Raw genomic sequence first — 20,778 nt, 5'->3', positions numbered from 1 at the left:
ACATAAAGACAATAAAATACTACCTAGCCATCATTTCCGACTCTATATCTTCTACTTCTATTGGGATATTCTTCATTAGATTAAATGGAGCCCCTTGTGATTGAATAACTACATCATCTTCTAATCTAATCCCCAAAGACTCTTCTCTTATATATATTCCAGGCTCTATGGTGAAAACCATATTTTCTTTTATAGGCTCGTGAAAAAATCCAATATCATGAGTGTCTAAACCTAAAAAGTGAGATGTCCCATGCATAAAATATTTTTTATATGCTGGATTGTCTTTAGATTGATTTTTAATATCAGTTTTATCTATTAGTTTTAGATTTAATAATTCTTTTTCCATCATCTTACCCACCTCTTTGTGATATTCACTTAATAAGAGCCCTGGCCTCAATAATTCTTCTGCACCTTTTTTAACGTTCAGCACAGCATTATAAACAGACTTTTGTCTATCGGTAAATCTTCCATTTACAGGCATACAGCGAGTCATATCAGAACAGTAATTAGCGTATTCCGCTCCAGCATCTATGAGTATCATATCTCCATCCTTACACTTATTATTATTTTCAATATAGTGTAATATACATGCATTTGCTCCAGAGGCAATAATAGGAGTATATGCGTATCCCTTCGATCTATTACATACAAATTCGTGAATCATCTCTGCCTCCAACTCGTATTCCATAACATCGGGTTTTACGAATTTCAATAATCTTCTAAAACCTTTTTCTGTTATATCACAAGCTCGTTGAAGTAATTCTAATTCTATTTTGTGTTTTACAGAACGTATTTTATGCATAATAGGAGATATCCTCCCATACTCATGCAAAGGATATTTCTCTTTACATTTTTTTATAAAATCTAACTCTCTGTTGGGAATTTCAACATTAGCTCTCAAGTGCTCATTTGTATTGAGATATATTCTGTCGGATTGGAATACTAAAATTTTGAAAACACTGTCAAAGTCACTAGTCCAATAAATAGTTTCTATACCTGATATCTCTCGAGCTTTTTGCTTTGTCAACTTTTCTCCTTCCCAAACTGCTATGTGATCGTTAGTCTCTCTCAAAAATAAAATCTCTCTGTGTTTTTCCTCTACAGCATCTGGAAACAACAACAAAATACTATCCTCCTGATTTATTCCAGATAAAAAGAAAATATCTCTGTGTTGATAAAATGGCATAGTGCTATCAGCGCCAGTGTTTACTATAGGGTTAGAATTAAACACAGCTAAAGAATTAGGCTTTATATTCTTTATAAACTCATTTCTGTTGTGTATGAATAATTCATTAGGTATGGATAGATATCTCATAGTTTTTAAAAAATTTATAAAAAAAACTTCCCGCCTAAAGACTGAGAAGACAAGGGTTTTATTAAAAAATCAGCACATAAACTGAATTTATTACTTGTGTCAAAATTAGATATTTTTGCAAAACAAATCGGATTGAAAATAATTCAAACAGTAAAATGAATCTAGATATTCTAGCCATAGGTGCTCATCCAGATGATGTAGAAATAAGTGTGGGAGCAACGCTAGCTAAAGAAATTAACAAAGGAAAAAAAATAGGAATCTTAGATCTTACTCGTGGAGAACTAGGAACACGTGGTTCATCTGAAATCCGAAACGCAGAAGCTAATAAAGCTGCAGATATCTTGGGAGTGACCATTAGAGAAAATATAAATTTAGACGACGGTTTTTTTTCAAATGATAGAGAGCATCAATTGAAAATAATAGAGATTATAAGAAAATATAAACCAAATATAGTTCTTGGCAATTCTATAACAGACAGGCATCCAGATCACGGCAGAGCTAATAAATTAATATCAACTGCTTGTTTTTTATCTGGACTAGATAAGATAAAAACTGTGTTTGAAGGTGAATTACAAAAGTCTTTCAGGCCAAAAGCAGTTTACAGCTACGTGCAGTGGATGCCTATAAAACCAGATTTTGTCGTCGATATTACAGGCTTTATGGATATCAAGATGAAGGCTATTAAAGCCTATACTTCTCAGTTTTACGACCCAAAATCTACAGAACCAGAGACACCTATATCTAAAGAAGGATTTTTAGACAGCATAGAATACAGAGCTAGAGACCTAGGAAGAATAATAGGCACTGAGTACGCTGAGGCTTTTAATGTAGAGAGATATATAGGAGTTAAATCCATCTTTGATCTGATATAATATTCTAAATCTAGAAAAACAATAAAATTAAAATTTTTTATATAAGACATATTTGATGCATAATAAAAAACCTACATTATTAGTCTTAGCGGCAGGAATGGGCAGTCGCTATGGAGGATTAAAACAAATAGATGGAATAGGGCCTAATAATGAAACAATTATGGAATATTCCATATACGACGCCATAAACGTCGGATTTGAAAAAGTAGTATTTCTAATTAGAAAAGAATTAGAACACAGCTTTAAAGAATTATTTGCCAAAAAGCTTCAAGACAAGATAGAAGTTGCATACGCCTATCAGGAAACAAATATAGAAATAGAAGGAATAAAAATCTCAGATAGAGAAAAACCATGGGGTACAGCTCACGCAATATTATCTGCTAAAGACACAATAGACACTCCTTTTCTAGTAATAAATGCCGATGATTTTTATGGAAAAAAGTCTTTTGAAATAATGAAGAATTTTTTATCTACTAAATGCTCGGAAAATAATTATGCTATGTTGGGTTTCCTCCTAGAAAAAACACTGTCTGAAAATGGACAAGTCTCTAGAGGAGTTTGTGAAATACAAAATGATCAATTAGTAAGTATTGAAGAAATCCAAAAAATATATAAACAAGAGGATTTAATAAAACACTCAAAAGATGATAAAATAGAACTCTTAAATCCTAAAGAATACGTCTCTATGAACTTTTGGGGATTACATCCTCATATTTTTAAATATCTAGAAATTGGCTTTAAGAAATTTATAAAAGAAAATCACAAGAGCATAAAATCTGAATATTTAATACCTGTAGAAATAGAAAATCTCATAAAGTCTAATCAGATAAAAGTATCTGTCTTAAAGGGTGAGTCAAATTGGTTTGGAGTAACCTATAAAGATGATAAGGAAATTGCAAAAAAAACCGTACAAAATTTCATAAAAAAAGGAGAATATCCAAATTCTCTATGGTGATTCTATATTTTAGAAATCTCACAGAGCATGTAAATATTAATAGTATTTTTATATCCAAAATCATCACTTTTAAAATTAAAAATTTGGATGTTTTTTTTTAAATTAAAGAAATAATTATAGTTAGGATGCCTTTGTTATTCATAAGTGTACCCGAGTGTGCCGTAATAATGTTGATAATAATAGTATTTTTTGGAGCTGAAAAAATTCCTGAAATAGCTAGAGGACTTGGAAAAGGGATTAGAGAATTAAAAGATGCTACCAATACTATAAAACAAGAAATATTAGACAGCTCAGACGCCTCAGAACTAATAGACGATACCAAAAAGAGTATCGATGAAATAAAAGAAGATATCAGTGAGGTAACAAATTCTATCAAAAGAATGAAATAGTTAAAATGGAAGAAATAATTTCCTTAGATAAAGAAATATTTTTATTCCTAAATAATCTAGGTAATCCCACTTGGGATGGCTTTTGGCTTTTCGTTACAAATAAATTTTCCTCGACACCTCTATACTTACTTATTTTGTTTCTAATCTTTTTTAAAAAGGGTAAAAAAAAAGGTGCTATAACTCTACTTTCAATAATACTTCTCATAACGTTTGTAGATCAGACATCCTATCACTTTTTCAAAAATGGAATACAGAGACTAAGACCTTGTCACGATATGGAAATACAAGAATTTATGCGTTTGGTGAAAGACAACTGCGGAGGAAAATTTGGGTTTATATCAGGTCATGCATCCAACTCATTTGGATTTGCAGTTTTTTCGGGATTGATATTAAAAAAATATTTTAAATACATCTTACCACTTCTAATTATGTGGGCTTGTATAGTTTCATATAGCAGAATATACATAGGAGTACATTACCCCGCAGATATAATATTCGGTGCTATTTACGGAATTATATGTGGAGGTGGATTTTTAAAACTTATAAGGCGTTTTCTACATAAATAGAATAAAACCAACTTGTCCCATTACCCTATTCTCTTTAAAACAGCTATATAAAATCCATCAAAACCAGTTTTATAAGGAGATATTTTCCTTTCTTTTATCAACTCGAAATTATCGTGTTGGCTTATGAATTTCTGTATTTGTAATTCATTTTCCGAAGGGAGAATAGAACAAGTAGCATATACCATTTTGCCTTCTATTTTCAACATTTTGCTGTATTTAGATAAAATATATTCCTGCTTGCCCTTGAGCTCATCTAGTGATTCTCGAGTTAATTTCCATTTAATATCTGGATTCCTTTTTAAAACCCCCAATCCAGAACACGGAACATCTAATAACAACCTATCTGCGCAACCATCCATTCTCTTTACAACTTTGGAAGAAGTAATACATCTGATATTAATATTGAAAGCACCATTTCTCTTAGCCCTCCTTTTCAACTCAAAAAGTTTATACTTGTCAATATCCATGGCTATAATATTTCCTTTATTATCCATTATATTGGAAATATGTAAAGTCTTACCTCCAGCCCCAGCACAAGCATCTACTACATTCATTTTGGGCTTTATGTCTAAAAACTCCGATACTAACTGAGAAGAAGCATCCTGAACTTCGAAATATCCCTTTTTGAAACATTCGGTGCTAAAAACATTTTTTCGCTCTTTTAATACCAAAGCACTTTTATATGCTTCTATCTCATAAGACTCTATCCCCTCTTTAAACAAATCGCTCCTAAGTGATGAAATAGATGTCTTAGTAGTATTAACACGTAGCACAACTTTTGCCATCTCATTTAGAGATGATACTTCTCTATCCCAACTATTTCCCAACTCTGAAAAACATAAATCATCTAACCAATCGGGAATACTCTCTCTTAATCTTCTATCTTTACTTGCATCTGCATGACGTGACTTTATTTTTCTGACAGGAGTAGTTTCAAATTCTGGCCACTCTGATAATCTATAATCATTTATAACTCTCCACGAAGCGAATAACTTCCAAATATTCTTCTTATCGTAATGAGGCTTTATATTTGAAACATAAGTCAATAATCTTCTATTTCTAACGATATCATATATGCTCTCAGCTATAAATCCCCTATCTCTACTCCCCCACTTAACATCTTTTTTTAGGGTTTTCTCTATAGCCTTATTCGCAAACACCCCTTCATTGAATATAACATAAAGGGCATCTATAACTGCTAAAACTAAATTTCTGTGTAATCTCATTAAAAAAATATCTACGAAGAATGTGATTTAAAATATCATCAAATAGTATTGGACATCATCTTCATTCTATTCACAGTTAGATAAGAAGTTATATACCCAATAATGTAAACTGTAAATAATACAATGATAAAATTATTCCATTTCCAATTTACAGGATAAGCTACCGAAGACATTTTACCCAATGTAATAAGACCGTAATAATCCTGTAAAAAACACATTATAAAACAAATGATCGTTCCAAATACAAAACCTACGCTAAGTATTATTAACCCTTCGTAAATAAATATCTTTTTTATATCTCTTAGCTCTAATCCTAGATTGAAGAGTACTCTCATATGTTCTTTTTTTTCAACTATTAAAATTGATAGAGAGCCAATAACACCAAACATTGATATTATAAGTATTAGAGTAAGCATAAAATAAGACACAAAAGACTCCATATTTATAATCTTATATATAAACTCATTTTGTTCTCTTTTGGTCTTTATATCGAAATTCTCTCCTACTATATGGTGTATTCTGGATTTTAACGAGGGAATATCAATCTCTTGATCATCTCTTAATTTAAATTCTACACCACTGTAATATTCTTCATCTAACTGAAGTATCTGTCTAACTATATCTATGGGTAAAATCACATATTTAGAATCAAAATCTCTTTCGGCAAGAAAAACACCACTAACATTTACGATATTAGATGAGAAATAATTTTCTAACACATTTACACTCTTACCCTTTTTAGGAACATAAACATTTAAATAATTGTTTCCGTCTATTGACATATCCATTTTTCTGGATAGTACAGAACCTACTATGGCTTCCTTTCTATCGTATTTGAAATATCTACCTTTATAAAGTAAAGTATCTAACCTATTTATGTTTGTATAATTATTATCTACTCCCTTTAAATAAGCTATGGATTTTTTTTCTCTATAAGTAAAAAAAGCCTTTTCAACCAAGGTTTTAGAATGATATAAAATTTCTTTTATCCCTTTTATCTCTTGCTCCTGAATAGAATCTAATGTGAAAAATTTATCTGTATTGGATGTTATTATTATATCGGGAGTTATATTATTTTGAATGTCTATACTGTACTTCTCCAAACCTGAATACACAGATAATATCAATAACATGGAAAAAGTACCTATGACTATTCCCAAAATAGAGATAGAGGTAATAATATTAACAGAATTATTATTATTTTTAGATATAAAATATCTCTTTGCTATATATACAGGTACATTTATTTTATTGAACATCTAAGTATGCTTCTTAAGAATGTTATCAATATTCTCTATGTAATCCAAAGAGTCATCTACATAAAATTTTAAATCGGGAGTTTTGCGCAATTGTTTTTTGGTACGCATTGATAATAAATGTTTAAAATAATTTTTATTAGAATCCACCATTTCTTTTATCTCGGATGTGAGATTAGATGGAAATATACTTATATAAACTTTAGCTAAAGATAGATCTTTAGTGACATAAACATTAGTCACAGTAATCATGATATTAGAAAAATTATCTTTCAACACAGTTCTAATAATTTCAGAAAGATCTCTTAAGAGTAAAGTCCCTATCTTTTTTTGTCTTATGGTTTCCATGGTTGCAAAGGTAATTTTTTAGTATTTATAATGTAAAAAATATTAAATTTGTCCCTGTGTATGGACTACTATGTTTTGTAATTTTAAATTACAGGCCAGTGTTACACAAAATATTTTTAATAACCTCTCTGAGTATTTTTCTCAAAAAAAAAGTCCTACTTGAGCATGATGCAGAGATACAAAAACTAAAATGAAATGTCAGAAGATGATATTAAATCACAAATTGATCAACAAAACCTACAACAAATAGAAGAATTTGATTGGGACGCTTATGAAGCGGGAAGCGAATCAAATGTTACAAAGGAACAAGAGTTATACACAGACAACTTTAAAAATGTAAATGAATCAGAAGTCGTTAGTGGAACTGTAAATTTTCTAACTGATAGAGAAGCCATCATAGGTATAAACTTCAAGTCTGAAGGGGTGATATCCCTGAATGAATTTCGTTACAATCCTAAATTGGCAGTGGGAGATATCGTAGACGTATTAGTAGAAAAAAAAGAAGATAAGAGCGGTCGTCTTATTCTTTCACACAGAAAAGCTAGGACCATAAATTCTTGGAACAGAGTAAACTCTGCATTTGAAAATGAAGAAATAGTAAACGGGCATATAAAGTGCAGAACAAAAGGAGGTATGATCGTCGATATTATGGGGATAGAAGCTTTCTTACCTGGTTCACAGATAGATGTGAAAGCTATTCACGATTATGATGAATACGTAGATAAAACTATGGAATTCAAAATAATAAAGATAAATAAAGAGTTTAAGAATATCATAATATCACATAAAGCTCTTATAGAAGCTGATATTGAAGATCAAAAGAAAGAGATAATATCTAACTTAGAAAAAGGTCAGGTTTTAGAAGGAGTAGTAAAGAATATAACATCATATGGATTGTTTGTAGATCTAGGTGGTATAGATGGATTAGTTCATATTACTGATATCTCTTGGAATAGGGTATCACATCCTAGTGAAGCTGTAGAATTAGGAGAAACATTAAATGTAGTTATCTTAGATTTTGATAAAGAAAAAAACCGTATTCAGTTGGGTATGAAACAATTACAACCTCACCCATGGGATACCCTAGATGAAAATATAAAAGAGGGAGATAAGATAACAGGAGAAGTTACTGTATTACTAGATTACGGAGCATTTATACAAATAGCTAAAGGAGTAGAAGGGCTTATGCATGTATCTGAGATGTCGTGGGCAACACACTTGCGTTCAGCTCAAGACTTTTTAAAAGTTGGAGACAAGGTAGAAGCAGTTATCTTATCCATAAATAGAGAAGACAGGAAGATTTCCCTTGGAATGAAACAACTATCTCCAGACCCTTGGACAGATATAACATCTAAATACCCTTTGGATTCTACTCATTTTGGAAAAGCTATAAACTTTACAAATTTTGGAGTCTTTGTAGAATTAGAGTCGGGAGTTGATGGATTAGTACATATTTCTGATTTGTCTTGGATGAGTAAAATAAAACACCCATCGGATTTTATAAAAATAGGAGACGAATTAGAAGTTAAGATCCTAGAACTAGATGTTGAAAATAGAAAATTACGTCTAGGGCACAAGCAGACGAAAGATAATCCATGGGATAAGTATGAAGATACTTATTCTGTAGGGACAATCCATACTCTCACAATAGATAATCTAATTGACAAAGGGGCAACCATTAATTTAACAGATGAAGGATTAAAGGGATTTGTACCTAGTAGGCTCTTAGTTAAAGAAGATGGTTCTAAATTAGAGAAAGGGGATTCTTCTGAATTTCTAGTAATAGAATTTAGTAAAGATTTTCACAAAGTAGTCTTATCTCATACTGATACGTTTAAAATAAAAGAAGAGAGATCTTCTAAGGATTATAATGCCAAAAATAAACAAGTAGAGAGGTCTACGTTGGGAGATTTAAAAATCCTTTCTGAATTGAAGAAAAAAACAACTGAATTAGAAGAAAATGCTGAAAAGTAATATTTTCTAAAAACTAAACTGAAAAATGGCAAACTATTAAAATATGGTTTGCCATTTTTTATATAAACAGAAGCTTTTTTTCAATAATTTCATCAAACTATTAGCATAAAATTGATCGACATAACTGAAGATTAATTAATAGAATTAGAGTAAATATTCAATATATCATCATCTACTTTATGTGTACTTTCTAATGTTGCATTTTTTATATATGGAGCTCTCACTCCTTCTTTGAGAGTTGATAAACCTATAAAACACTTAATTTCATCCCATAGTTTAGATTCAATAAAAGAATTAATTAAAACACTTCCTCCCTCAACTATGATAGACTGTACATTCTTTAAAAACAAATATTCTAATATTTGAGGTAATATCTCTTTGGAGAAATCTATCTTTTTGAAATCTGTATTATGAGTACTAGATATATCTCTATTGGTAAATATTATTGTAGACTGTGAATTATCGTATATATTATAATGCGATGGAATAGATAACTCTCTATCTAATGAGATTCTAACTGGATTTTTTCCACTCCAATATCTAGAATTCAATTTTGGATTGTCTTTTTCTACAGTAGTTTTTCCAACTGTAATGCCATATTCTTCCGTTCTCCATTTATGAACCAATTGTCTAGATAGGTCATTACTTATAGACACAGGACTTTTGTTAATCCTCTCATCTCTATTTATATCTATAAACCCATCTTTAGACTGTGCCCATTTTAAAATTATATAAGGTCTTTTTTTTTCATAAAAAATAAAAAAACGCCTGTTTAAATATCTACATTCCTCTTCTAATACCCCCATCCTAACCTCTTGACCATTTTCTTTAAATCTCTCTATACTACTCCCCTCTATATGTTTATTAGTATCTCTAGAACCTATTACTATCCTAGAAATTTTCTTCTTTAATATCAAATCACAACAAGGAGGTGTTTTGCCAAAATGTATACAAGGCTCTAAGTTCACATAAAGAGTACAATCGCTCAGAAGATCTTGGTTATCTAGATTTTTTATAGCATGGTTTATAGCTACTACTTCAGCGTGTTGGGCTCCGTATTCTCTATGCCAGCCCTCACCTATAATTCTATCATTTAAAACTAAAACCGCACCCACCATAGGATTAGGTGCTACTAAACCTACACCATTATAAGCTAATTCTATGCAACGACGCATATATTTCTCATCTGTAGACATATTGCAAAAACATATAAATAAAAAAAGGGACATAAAATATTATGTCCCTTTAGTATTAAGAATTAATTAGTAAAATGTAACTATCTGAAATGAAACTAAGTATTGAGCACCACAGAAACATAAGACTTACCTCCTTTCTTCTTATCGAAAGATACTACCCCCTCCTTTAAAGCAAAAAGAGTATGATCTTTACCTATACCCACATTTTCGCCTGGATTATGTCTAGTACCACGTTGTCTGACAATTATATTTCCTGGAATAACAGCCTGTCCTCCAAATATTTTAACCCCAAGCCTCTTACTATGTGAATCTCTACCATTCTTGGAGCTTCCAGCTCCCTTTTTATGCGCCATAATATTATATCAATAAATACAAAAATTACCTATACTAAAATATCTTTTACTTCAATCTGAGTAAACAACTGTCTATGACCATTACTCTTTTGATAACCTTTACGTCTCTTTTTCTTAAAGACAATAACTTTATCACCTTTTACATGAGACAAAATCTTAGCCTCAACTTTCACTCCATCTACAAAAGGAGCTCCCACTAGAACCTTACCACCATTATCTGATAGCATAACTTTATCAAAAGAAATATCAGTATTCTCTTGCTGGTTTATACGTCCAACAAAAACCTTATCGCCTTTCTTCACCTTATACTGATATCCCAATATATCCACAATTACATACATAACACAACAACAAACTTAAAATGTTCCAAATAAAATAATAATAATAAAATATAAAAAGACGAAAATTAAAACTTGAGCTTTATATTTAAAGTGATTGTATTTGAAATAACCTTATCACCTATTTGCCCTAAAAGACTCTCAGAATTATAATTAACAGAAAACTCTGTCCTATCTATAGCCAACTCAGCTATAGCTGTATTACTATCAGATATGCTGAGCTCAAAATCATAAGGCTTAGTAATACCCCTTATAGTCATATCTCCTGATACTAAATATAAATTTTTAGACTTCAACACTACCTCTTTACTCCTAAAATTAGATAAAGGGAACTGACCTACTGCGAAAAAATCTTCTGATTCTAAATGTCCTTTTAACTTAGATCTGCTCTCCTCATCTTCTATATCAGTAACTTCTATAGTAGACATATCCACTGCAAATTCCCCCATTTTCAGCTCACCGCCTGAGAAATTTAAAGTGCCAGATTTCAACTTAATACTTCCTTGGTGATAACTATCTATCAAGACTTTTTTACCCTGCCACTCTAACTCAGTATCATCTATATTCACATTTTTTATGCCGTCAGATATAAGAATCACATCTTCCGCCGCAGAAGATTCTGCGACAGTCTTGCTGTCTTTCACATGGCAAGACCCCTTAAAGAAATACATATAACCAGCAAGGGCACCTAAGACTATAACTAAAAATAATAATATCTTCTTCATATTGAGAAACTTTTTATTAAGAGAGCCAAATTTAGTAAAAAAAAGACAACATAACCAAAGAAATTAGAGCAATTTAGTAGAGATTATTTATAATCTACTCCTTTAAAAAAATGCCCTTTATCTTTTATAAAAAAGATTAGAACTCTTTAATAAAAACTATGTCTGTTATCCTCTACTACAACCTGATCCTTTAAGGTCTCTAGCAACTTGTAAAAATTCATAAATTTGAATCCATTACTCACTAGAGGCACCTGTTTTGCATCATCTAATTTTTCTTTATCTAAGAAATTTTTATTATTCACTCGAACTAAGAATACCCCACTATACCCTATTACAGGATTAGATAATTGACCTTGTTCCATACCTATTACAGCACCTACTACCTTAGGCTCATTTCCTATGTCAGTTACAATATTGCTGTCGAATAAGTTGATATTTACATCAATCTCTGACTCTCCCAAAGAACTAGATATACCCTTTAAATCATTAGAACCTTTTTTGATTTGATCTATAAGCTTATCTTCAAGTATCTTAGACTTTTTATTCTTTCTCAAAATACTGCTAACCTCTGACCTAACATCCTCTACCCTAGCAACCTCTTTGTCATTAATGCCCGAAATAACAGCAATTATGTAACTGTTTTCAGAATTAAATAGTTTGACCTGTTCAAACTTAGTATCACCGTTAAAGGCCCATCTTATAACTTCTCTCTGCTTACCTATACCAGGTAAATTATATTCCATCTTAGACAAACCCTCCACAACTTCAACCTTCAACTTTTGAGACTCTGAAGTAGATAAGAATTCATCTATATTATTAGATTTATTTTTAAAGTCCATAGCCTTGGAATATATATCATTTTCAGTGATTTCAGAAGGGAATATATCCATTGACACATTAGCTATCTTAAAAGCTTTTTTAAAATCTTTCTGTTGATCTATTCTAATTATGTGAAAGCCCATAGGAGTTTTTACTACCCCTATTTCATTCTTCTTATTCAGAAAACAAAAATCGTTGAATTCTAAATTAGTCATACCATACCTAAACCATCCTATATCTCCATTGTTAGATTCTTTATTAGGATCATCAGAAAACCCCTTTACAAAGCTATTAAACTTACTAGAATCCCTTTCTAATACCTTTAACAAACTATCTGCCAAAGACTTAGCTTCAGACTTAGTTCTAACATTAACTGAGTTTCTCAATTCTTTATGAGAAAGTACAATATGACTAGCTTGAACAGAATCTGGAAGATCTCTAATGTCCATAATCCTGCTTATATTGTACGAATCACCCTTTTTGTAGATCTGAGAAACAGCCCCTACCCCAGAAGTAGATACGAAATCCTTTAGCTCAGAATCTATTTCATCATTAAAAATATACTTATCGCTATAAGGAACAGCAGAATAAGTATTTACAAAAGACTTCACATCTTTGACATCCTTAAAGCTAATATCAACTCTTGCTCTTCCCTCTAAAACATCAGTTATACTATCTAATATCTTTTTTTCATCCTCTGGAGATGGAACCACATCAAACTTAACATATTGTATATCTCTTGAAATATCTCTTTTGTACATATCAGAATTTTCTGATATGTACTTTTTTATTTCATCATCGGAAATTTCTACATCTTTATTCGGTATGGAAGAATAAGGCAGATATAAAATCGAAGCATTTACATCCTTCAATCTACTAAATTTAGTGTAATCCTGATCTAATGCTGTCTTATACAAACCGAATGACAACATATCCGTATAAGTTTTTAGATATACACTTTCCTTTATCTCCTTTTCGAAGGCTAACCAATTATTCCATAGATATTTGCCATTACTAGAATTGTCACTTTTTATTTTAGATAAATATTCTTTTAATTTATTTTCATCAAAATCGCCTCCCTCCCCTTTGAAAGAAGGATTACTTATCAATTGTGGATTTTTTATTATGGATTTCCATATCTCAGAATGACCAACTATAAGACCTAATTTTTCGTACTGTGAACCGAATAGAGAATTCTTTAACTCATTTTCCCAAACCATATTCACCAATTCTGAATTCGAAATGCTCCTTGATGAACTATAGTTTTGATGTAATTTCTTAACCTTAGAGTCAAACTCTGAATAAGTTATCTGATTGCCATCTATTTTACCAATTACATTCTTTCCAGAATTAAAAATAGAACTACTAGAATTAATTACATCCGATAAAATGAAACACAACATCGCCCCTCCTATCACTACTAGCAGTAACCCTGACTTTTTTCTTATTTTTTCTAACGCAGCCATATAAGTACCTTTTTCTTTTACAAAATTATATTTAATTAATTCACTTTAAGCATCAATATTGGCATATTGAGCATTTTTTTCTATAAACTCCCTCCTAGGTAAAACATCATCACCCATAAGCATAGAAAAAACCATATCTGTCTCAGTATCATTTTCTATACTAACTCGTCTCATCTGTCTATTTTCTCTATTCATAGTAGTATCCCAAAGTTGTTCTGCATTCATCTCACCTAGACCTTTATATCTCTGTATATTAACACCTCTACCTGTTCCATCTGTAAAATCAAATACTATTTTATCTCTTTGACTATCAGTCCAAGCGTATTCTTTTTTACTTCCTTTTTTTATTAGATATAGAGGCGGTGATGCTATGTAGACGTATCCACTAAGAATTAAATCTTTCATATAACGAAATAAAAACGTGAGTATAAGGGTAGATATATGACTTCCATCCACATCTGCATCTGTCATAATAACTACTTTGTGATATCTCAATTTATCTAAATTCAAAGCTTTAGAATCATGTTCTGTGCCTATGGAAACCCCTAAAGCAGTAAATATATTTCTTATCTCTTCATTGTCGAACACCTTGTGCTGCATGGATTTCTCAACATTTAGAATCTTTCCCTTCAAAGGTAAAATAGCTTGAAATTTTCTATCTCTACCTTGCTTGGCCGTTCCACCAGCTGAATCTCCCTCGACTAGAAATATCTCACATAGAGCTGGATCTTTTTCTGAACAATCCGACAATTTACCAGGAAGACCCCCTCCGACCATAACTGTCTTTCGCTGAACCATCTCACGAGCCTTCTTAGCCGCCTGTCTGGCTCTAGCTGCTAATATCACCTTACCTACAATTAGCTTAGCTTCATGAGGATTTTCTTCTAAATAACTAGTAAGTATATCAGATACTATTTTCTCTACAGCTCTACTGACCTCTTTATTACCCAACTTAGTTTTGGTCTGACCCTCAAATTGAGGTTCCATTACCTTTACAGAAATAATAGCCGTCAATCCCTCTCTGAAATCATCACCTGCTATCTCTATTTTTTCCCTTGAAAGCATTCCAGAATCTTCAGAATACTTCTTTAAACAACGAGTCAGAGCTCTCCTAAAACCAGTTAGATGAGTTCCACCCTCATGAGTATTGATATTGTTCACATATGAATGAATGTTCTCAGTATATCCAGTGTTGTAATGCATAGCAACTTCTACTGGAATATCCTCTGCTTCACCTTCAATACATATGGTAGACTGCATTAACTTCTCCCTACTCGAATCTATATAATTCAGAAATTCTTCTAAGCCCTTTTCAGAGTAAAAAACATTCGATACATCATTACCTTCAGAGTCTTTATTTCTCTTATCATACAAGGTGAGTTTTATTTTCTTGTTGAGAAAAGATAATTCTCTCATCCTATTGGCTAAAACATCGTAATTATAAACCTCTTCAGTAAATATACTCATATCAGGTTTAAAAGTAATCGTGGTACCTGTGATATTGGACTCACCAATTTCTCTAACAGAATACTTAGGATCACCTTTGCTGTATTCTTGCTGATAGATTTTGCCATCCCTGTGAACTAATACTTCCAAATGTGTAGATAGAGCATTAACACAAGACACACCTACACCGTGTAATCCTCCTGATACTTTATAAGAGTCTTTATTGAATTTTCCTCCAGCATGCAATACTGTCATTACGACCTCTAGAGCGGACCTGCCCTCCTTTGGATGAATAGCCGTAGGAATACCCCTACCATTATCTGAAACAGTAATAGAATTATCCTCATTTATGGTTACGTGAATATCATTACAATATCCAGCTAAAGCCTCATCTATAGAATTATCTACAACTTCGTATACCAAATGATGTAATCCCCTAATACCTATATCGCCTATATACATAGCAGGACGCTTCCTAACCGCTTCTAATCCTTCTAATACCTGTATACTGCCAGCAGAGTACTCTTCTACATTATTATTTTCGTCCATTTTCAAATTTTAATTAAATTTTAACTGCTACACATTCAGCAAATTAAACAAACTACTAATCGTATTGAGCAAACAAAAAGTTCCATAAAGTTAATACTAAAAATATATGTCTATAATTTTTTTTGAACTTCTACCTCTTTATATCCCTCTATGATATCTCCAACGCGTATATCGTTGTAATTCAGTATGTTCAGACCACACTCGTATCCCTTTGCTACTTCTTTAACATCATCTTTAAACCTCTTTAGAGCTCCTAATTTCCCAGTGTGAACCACAACATTATCCCTAATAATTCTAACATTGGCATCGATAGATATCTTCCCATCTAATACCATACAGCCAGCAACAGTTCCTATTTTAGAAACTTTAAACAACTCTCTTATCTCCACATTACATACGATCTCCTCCTCAGTGACAGGAGACAACATACCTTCCATAGCAGACCTTATATCATCTATGGCATCGTATATTATAGAATAAGTTCTAATCTCTATTTTTTCTCTATCTGCCAACTGACGAGATTTAGCAGAAGGCCTAACTTGAAAACCTATAATAACCGCATCAGAAGCAGAGGCCAACAATACATCAGATTCGGTTATATGACCCACTCCTTTGTGTATTATATTAACATGTATTTCGGTTGTAGATAACTTTTGAATAGAATCTGAAAGAGCCTCTGCAGAACCTACTACATCACTTTTTAATATGACATTTAATTCCTTAAAATCTCCTACAGCTATTCTCCTACCTATCTCATCTAGAGTAATACGTTTGTTTGTTCTGACTAATTGTTCTCTCTGTAACTGCATTCTCTTCATAGCTATTTGCTTAGCCTCCCTTTCATCTTTAAATACGCTGAACTTATCTCCAGATTGAGGAGCACCATCTAAACCTAATATACTGACAGGAGTAGACGGAACCGCTTGTTTTAACATACTTCCTCTCTCATTTTGAAGTGACTTTACCTTACCACTGTACTTTCCAGCTAATATATAATCACCCACTTTAAGAGTTCCATTTTGAACTAAAACATTAGTGACATAACCCTTGCCCTTATCTAAACTAGATTCTATAACAGTTCCATAAGCATCTCTATTAGGGTTAGCCCTAAGCTCTAGCATTTCTGCCTCTAAAAGCACCTTCTCCAAAAGGTCTTTTACCCCTGTACCTACCTTTGCAGATATATTTTGAGATTGTATTTTTCCACCCCAATCTTCTACTAACAAATCCATAGAAGCTAACTGCTCTTTTATCTTATCTGGGTTAGAATTCTCTTTATCTACTTTATTTATAGCAAAAATAATAGGAACTCCAGCCACTTTAGCATGGCTTATAGATTCCTTTGTCTGAGGCATGATACTATCATCTGCAGCTATAACTATAATGACAATATCGGTCAACTGAGTACCATGAGCACGCATAGCAGTAAAAGCCTCATGACCGGGAGTATCTAAAAAAGTAATGCTCTTTTCATCCCTTAACTTCACACTATAAGCACCTATGTGCTGTGTTATTCCACCAGCTTCTCCAGAGGTGACATTATCTTTTCTTATATAATCTAATAGTGATGTCTTTCCGTGATCTACATGTCCCATAACTGTGACTATAGGAGATCTAGGTATTAAATCTTTTTCATCATCTTCTTGCTGTTCTACTACTTCTTGTATATCGCCCGTGATGAATTCTACTGTATAATTGAATTCTTCTGCAACTATAGTTAGAGTCTCTTCATCTAATCTTTGATTCACAGTAACCATTATACCTAACATCATACAAGTAGATATAACATTATTAACAGGTATATTCATCATGCCCGCTAACTCACTTACTGTAACGTACTCAGTTAACTTTAAAATAGTTTTATCCCTTTCCTCTTTTTCTAAATTAGCAATCTCTATCTCTTTTCTTAGCTCCCTCTTCTCCTTCCTATACTTAACACCTTTAAACTTAGAAGTTCGCTTGGAAGTCAATTTATCTAGAGTTTCCCTTATCTTTTTCTTTGTATTCTCTTCTTCTAACTTTAAATTTTTAGCAGATACACCTTTATCAACCTTACTTTTCTTTTCCTTAGAAAAATCTTTCTTATAACTATCTAAAGAAGGTTTCTTTACAATTCTCTTTCGTTTTTTATTATCCTCAGCCCTTTTTTCTTTTTCTTTCTTTTTTCTGTTTTCTCCCTCCTCTATACTAGTTAAATCTATCTTCTGTCCTGTTATAACAGGACCTGTAAGTTTTTGATACTTTGTACCTAGTTTTTCTACACCTCCATTATTTTTTAACTCTTCTTTCTTATCAGCTTGTTCTATTTGAATGACATTAGTCTCTTTGTCGTTTTCAATTGTATCAATAACTCCTTCTACCTCTTGCTCTTGCTTTAGAGGCGTATCTTCAGAAATCTTAGTAGAAATAGGCTTCTTATTGTATAGTTTGTCTTCAGATAGAGTTTTTAATACCTTGGGAGCTTTTAAAATATGTCTCTGTGTTGTAATAACTTTTGACTCCCTCTCCTCTTTTTTAGCCTCTATAATAGCTATCTCCTCCTCTTTTAGAGCTTGTTTTTCCCTTCTGCTTTCCTCTCCTATCTCCTCAGAAATAATCTTTTTATCCCTATCTTCCCGAAATTCTTTTAGCAAAATACCATACGCGGATTCATCTATCCTAGTATTAGGCGACTTCTCAACTTCAATACCTTTAGACCTTAAGAATTCTACAAGCCTGTGTAAGGATATATTTAACTCCTTAGTTATTTTACTTACTCTAATCTTATTTTTACTCATTTATTAAATATTTAAGTAAACACTGTGCTCCGATTTTTATATAACCAGAAAAGTTTATTCGAACTCTTTCTGAAGTATTTTATATACCTCGGCTACTGTATCTTCCTCTAAGTCTGTCCTTTTTATTAACTCTGGAATACTTAAATCCAAAACACTTTTGGCTGTATCACAACCTATACCTTTGAAAGTATTAATAACCCATTCGTCTATCTCATCACAAAACTCTGTCAACTCTACATCTTCCTCTTCACCTTCTAAAGCCTCTCTATATATCTCTACTTCATAACCAGTCAGTTTACTCGCCAACCTAATATTAAAACCTTTTTTTCCTATAGCTTTTGAAATATCCTCTGGTTTTAAATTCACAACTGCTTGTTTTTTCTCTTCATCTATAATTATGGAAGTAGGCTTTGCTGTACTCAAAGCCCTAGATATATACAACTGAGTATTTGTGGTATAATTTACCACATCTATATTTTCATTGTTTAATTCCCTCACTATGCCGTGAATCCTATTGCCTCTTATACCTACACAAGCACCTACAGGATCTATTCTATCATCGTAAGACTCTACAGCTATCTTAGCTCTTTCCCCAGGGATACGAGCCACTCCTTTTACAACGATCAAACCATCTAAAATTTCAGGAATTTCTAATTCGAATAACTTACTTAAAAACCCTTCACTAGATCTAGAAATAAAAATAAAAGGTTTTCCATTTTTTAGGACAACATCTTTGATTATAGCCCTTACAGTATCTCCTTTTCTAAATGAATCCGAAGGAATTTGATCGTTATAACCCAGTATCATTTCGTTTTGGGCATCGTCTATGACTATCACAGTCCTGTTCCTTCTATTGACAAAATGAACCTCACCTGTAATTATCTCTCCTTTTAACTCTATAAACTTATTGTAAGCTATAACACTGTCATACTCCTGTATCTTATTTGACAAACCTTGACGTAAATACAATATACCCCTCCTACCTAAGTCTTTCAAATAAACTGGTTCGACTACACTCTCTCCTATCTCAAAATCAGATTCTATCTCCTTAGCGTCAGATAGAGAAATCTCCTTATTAGAACACTCTAAGTCTTCATCTGCCACTACGACCCTATTTCTCCATATCTCCAAATCACCCTTATCGGGATTTACTATGATATCAAAATTTTCATCCGATCCGTATTTTTTACTCAACACCCCTCTGAATACTTCCTCCAATATGGACATTAGACTCTCCCTATTTATACTCTTAATATCCTTAAATTCTGCAAATGATTCTATCAATGCAATACTATTCATCTTCTATTATTTTTTTATGAATTATTTTATTCTGCACAAAACCACCACCTAAGTACACTGTGAAAATATAACTCTTTTTTATCTCATATCCCAAACTAAGAGATAAAAAAAATAGGGACAATAAAAGTCCCCATTTTTACAAAACCAAAAACCTGCGGCAAAATTACGTTTTTTTTTCAAAAAAACTAATTGATAAGCCATTCGTGCAGATGTGCCTAATCGACAAGACTTATTCATTTTTGTACTACACAAAGGCTAGATTATAATTTTAGATTTTTAGGTACTTTTGCCCAAAAGATCCTGCAAAAAAAATAATGGCACTTACGATAATAGCGGCTGTCTCAAAAAATAACGTCATAGGCAACGACAATCACTTAATATGGCATCTGCCTGAAGATTTAAAACGCTTTAAAAAACTAACCATGGGCAATTCGGTTATAATGGGCAGAAAGACATTTGATTCTCTAAATAACACCCCCTTGAAAGGAAGAAGAAATATAGTCGTAACTAGAAACGTCTCATTAGAAAAACATTCTGATTGTGATATAGTACATTCTCTACAAGAGGCTATAGAATTAGTTAAAGATGAAGAGACTACTTTCATTTTAGGAGGAGGAGAAATATACAGACAAGCATTACCAATGTGTAAAAAGATAGAATTGACCAGAGTTGATGAAAATTTTCAAGGCGATGTGTTCTTTCCAGAATTATCTCCAGAAGAATGGAAGGAAATAAAAAGAGAAGACCACAGGGCAGATAAAGAAAATAAATACCCATATAGTTTTATAACTCTCATTAGAAAATGAAATTAAAAAAAGGAAACGTACTATATGCCATACTTTTGTGCAAGTGCCCTAGATGTCATAGAGGAAACTTGTTCCCCTCTCGAAGGCTCAGTGATCTTTTTAA

The 20,778-nt window shown here is 32.1% G+C and carries 18 protein-coding genes; 6 read left to right on the top strand and 12 right to left on the bottom strand.

Annotation, left to right across the window (positions count from 1 at the left end; genetic code table 11):
* Positions 1-19 precede the first annotated feature (19 nt).
* Positions 20-1,315 (bottom strand): aminopeptidase P family protein, encoded by a 1,296-nt coding sequence (locus JBKA6_RS05285; RefSeq protein WP_096686570.1) that lies wholly within the window; start codon positions 1,313-1,315, stop codon positions 20-22.
* Between the two features lie 155 nt (positions 1,316-1,470).
* Between JBKA6_RS05285 and bshB1 the strand changes: the two genes are divergently transcribed.
* The 4 genes from bshB1 to JBKA6_RS05265 all read left to right on the top strand — a co-directional run bounded on the left by bshB1 (position 1,471) and on the right by JBKA6_RS05265 (position 4,097).
* The gene (gene bshB1, locus JBKA6_RS05280) at positions 1,471-2,187 is read left to right on the top strand and encodes a bacillithiol biosynthesis deacetylase BshB1 (RefSeq protein ID WP_096686568.1); all 717 of its coding nucleotides are present in this window, start codon (positions 1,471-1,473) and stop codon (positions 2,185-2,187) included.
* 55 nt (positions 2,188-2,242) lie between these two features.
* Entirely contained in the window at positions 2,243-3,142 is a 900-nt protein-coding gene (locus JBKA6_RS05275) for a nucleotidyltransferase family protein (RefSeq protein WP_096686566.1), read from the top strand.
* Positions 3,143-3,267: 125 nt separating this feature from the next.
* A complete protein-coding gene (locus JBKA6_RS05270) occupies positions 3,268-3,531 on the top strand; it encodes a Sec-independent protein translocase subunit TatA/TatB (protein ID WP_096686564.1) in 264 nt (87 codons plus the stop codon).
* A 5-nt stretch (positions 3,532-3,536) separates the two neighbouring features.
* Entirely contained in the window at positions 3,537-4,097 is a 561-nt protein-coding gene (locus tag JBKA6_RS05265) for a phosphatase PAP2 family protein (RefSeq protein ID WP_096686562.1), read from the top strand.
* 20 nt (positions 4,098-4,117) lie between these two features.
* Here JBKA6_RS05265 and JBKA6_RS05260 read toward each other — a convergent pair whose 3' ends face one another.
* Genes JBKA6_RS05260 through rbfA form a run of 3 tightly spaced genes read right to left on the bottom strand, consistent with a single transcriptional unit; the run spans position 4,118 to position 6,927 of the window.
* Positions 4,118-5,323, bottom strand: a complete 1,206-nt coding sequence (locus tag JBKA6_RS05260; RefSeq protein ID WP_096686560.1) for an RsmB/NOP family class I SAM-dependent RNA methyltransferase — start codon at positions 5,321-5,323, stop codon at positions 4,118-4,120.
* A gap of 38 nt (positions 5,324-5,361) precedes the next feature.
* A complete protein-coding gene (locus JBKA6_RS05255) occupies positions 5,362-6,582 on the bottom strand; it encodes an ABC transporter permease (protein ID WP_096686558.1) in 1,221 nt (406 codons plus the stop codon).
* Complete coding sequence (gene rbfA / locus JBKA6_RS05250; protein WP_096686556.1) at positions 6,583-6,927, bottom strand: 30S ribosome-binding factor RbfA; 345 nt, start codon at positions 6,925-6,927, stop codon at positions 6,583-6,585.
* Positions 6,928-7,122: 195 nt separating this feature from the next.
* Here rbfA and rpsA point away from each other — a divergent pair, with 195 nt between their 5' ends.
* The gene (gene rpsA, locus JBKA6_RS05245; protein ID WP_096686554.1) at positions 7,123-8,901 is read left to right on the top strand and encodes a 30S ribosomal protein S1; all 1,779 of its coding nucleotides are present in this window, start codon (positions 7,123-7,125) and stop codon (positions 8,899-8,901) included.
* A 131-nt stretch (positions 8,902-9,032) separates the two neighbouring features.
* Here the strand turns inward: rpsA and ribD are convergent, their stop codons facing one another.
* The 8 genes from ribD to nusA all read right to left on the bottom strand — a co-directional run bounded on the left by ribD (position 9,033) and on the right by nusA (position 19,869).
* Complete coding sequence (ribD, locus tag JBKA6_RS05240) at positions 9,033-10,097, bottom strand: bifunctional diaminohydroxyphosphoribosylaminopyrimidine deaminase/5-amino-6-(5-phosphoribosylamino)uracil reductase RibD (RefSeq protein WP_096686552.1); 1,065 nt, start codon at positions 10,095-10,097, stop codon at positions 9,033-9,035.
* Between the two features lie 95 nt (positions 10,098-10,192).
* The gene (gene rpmA, locus JBKA6_RS05235) at positions 10,193-10,450 is read right to left on the bottom strand and encodes a 50S ribosomal protein L27 (protein ID WP_096686550.1); all 258 of its coding nucleotides are present in this window, start codon (positions 10,448-10,450) and stop codon (positions 10,193-10,195) included.
* A 29-nt stretch (positions 10,451-10,479) separates the two neighbouring features.
* Positions 10,480-10,791, bottom strand: a complete 312-nt coding sequence (gene rplU, locus JBKA6_RS05230) for a 50S ribosomal protein L21 (RefSeq protein WP_096686548.1) — start codon at positions 10,789-10,791, stop codon at positions 10,480-10,482.
* Between the two features lie 65 nt (positions 10,792-10,856).
* The gene (locus JBKA6_RS05225) at positions 10,857-11,513 is read right to left on the bottom strand and encodes a YceI family protein (protein WP_096686546.1); all 657 of its coding nucleotides are present in this window, start codon (positions 11,511-11,513) and stop codon (positions 10,857-10,859) included.
* Between the two features lie 146 nt (positions 11,514-11,659).
* The gene (locus JBKA6_RS05220) at positions 11,660-13,798 is read right to left on the bottom strand and encodes a peptidylprolyl isomerase (RefSeq protein ID WP_096686544.1); all 2,139 of its coding nucleotides are present in this window, start codon (positions 13,796-13,798) and stop codon (positions 11,660-11,662) included.
* A 45-nt stretch (positions 13,799-13,843) separates the two neighbouring features.
* Positions 13,844-15,793, bottom strand: coding sequence for a DNA topoisomerase (ATP-hydrolyzing) subunit B (gyrB, locus tag JBKA6_RS05215; protein WP_096686542.1), 1,950 nt, complete (start codon positions 15,791-15,793; stop codon positions 13,844-13,846).
* Between the two features lie 110 nt (positions 15,794-15,903).
* Positions 15,904-18,570, bottom strand: coding sequence for a translation initiation factor IF-2 (infB, locus tag JBKA6_RS05210; RefSeq protein ID WP_096686540.1), 2,667 nt, complete (start codon positions 18,568-18,570; stop codon positions 15,904-15,906).
* 54 nt (positions 18,571-18,624) lie between these two features.
* On the bottom strand, positions 18,625-19,869 hold the full coding sequence (gene nusA, locus JBKA6_RS05205) for a transcription termination factor NusA (protein ID WP_096686538.1): 1,245 nt from the start codon (positions 19,867-19,869) through the stop codon (positions 18,625-18,627).
* Between the two features lie 314 nt (positions 19,870-20,183).
* Between nusA and JBKA6_RS05200 the strand changes: the two genes are divergently transcribed.
* Positions 20,184-20,675 carry a dihydrofolate reductase gene (locus JBKA6_RS05200; RefSeq protein WP_096686536.1) on the top strand — a complete coding sequence of 164 codons (492 nt, stop codon included), beginning with the start codon at positions 20,184-20,186 and terminating at the stop codon, positions 20,673-20,675.
* The last annotated feature ends 103 nt before the right edge of the window (positions 20,676-20,778 follow it).

It is taken from the genome of Ichthyobacterium seriolicida (assembly GCF_002369955.1).
Taxonomy (GTDB): domain Bacteria; phylum Bacteroidota; class Bacteroidia; order Flavobacteriales; family Ichthyobacteriaceae; genus Ichthyobacterium; species Ichthyobacterium seriolicida.
Note: the sequence above shows the minus strand (reverse complement) of the source record. Positions and strands in the feature narration are given on the sequence as shown.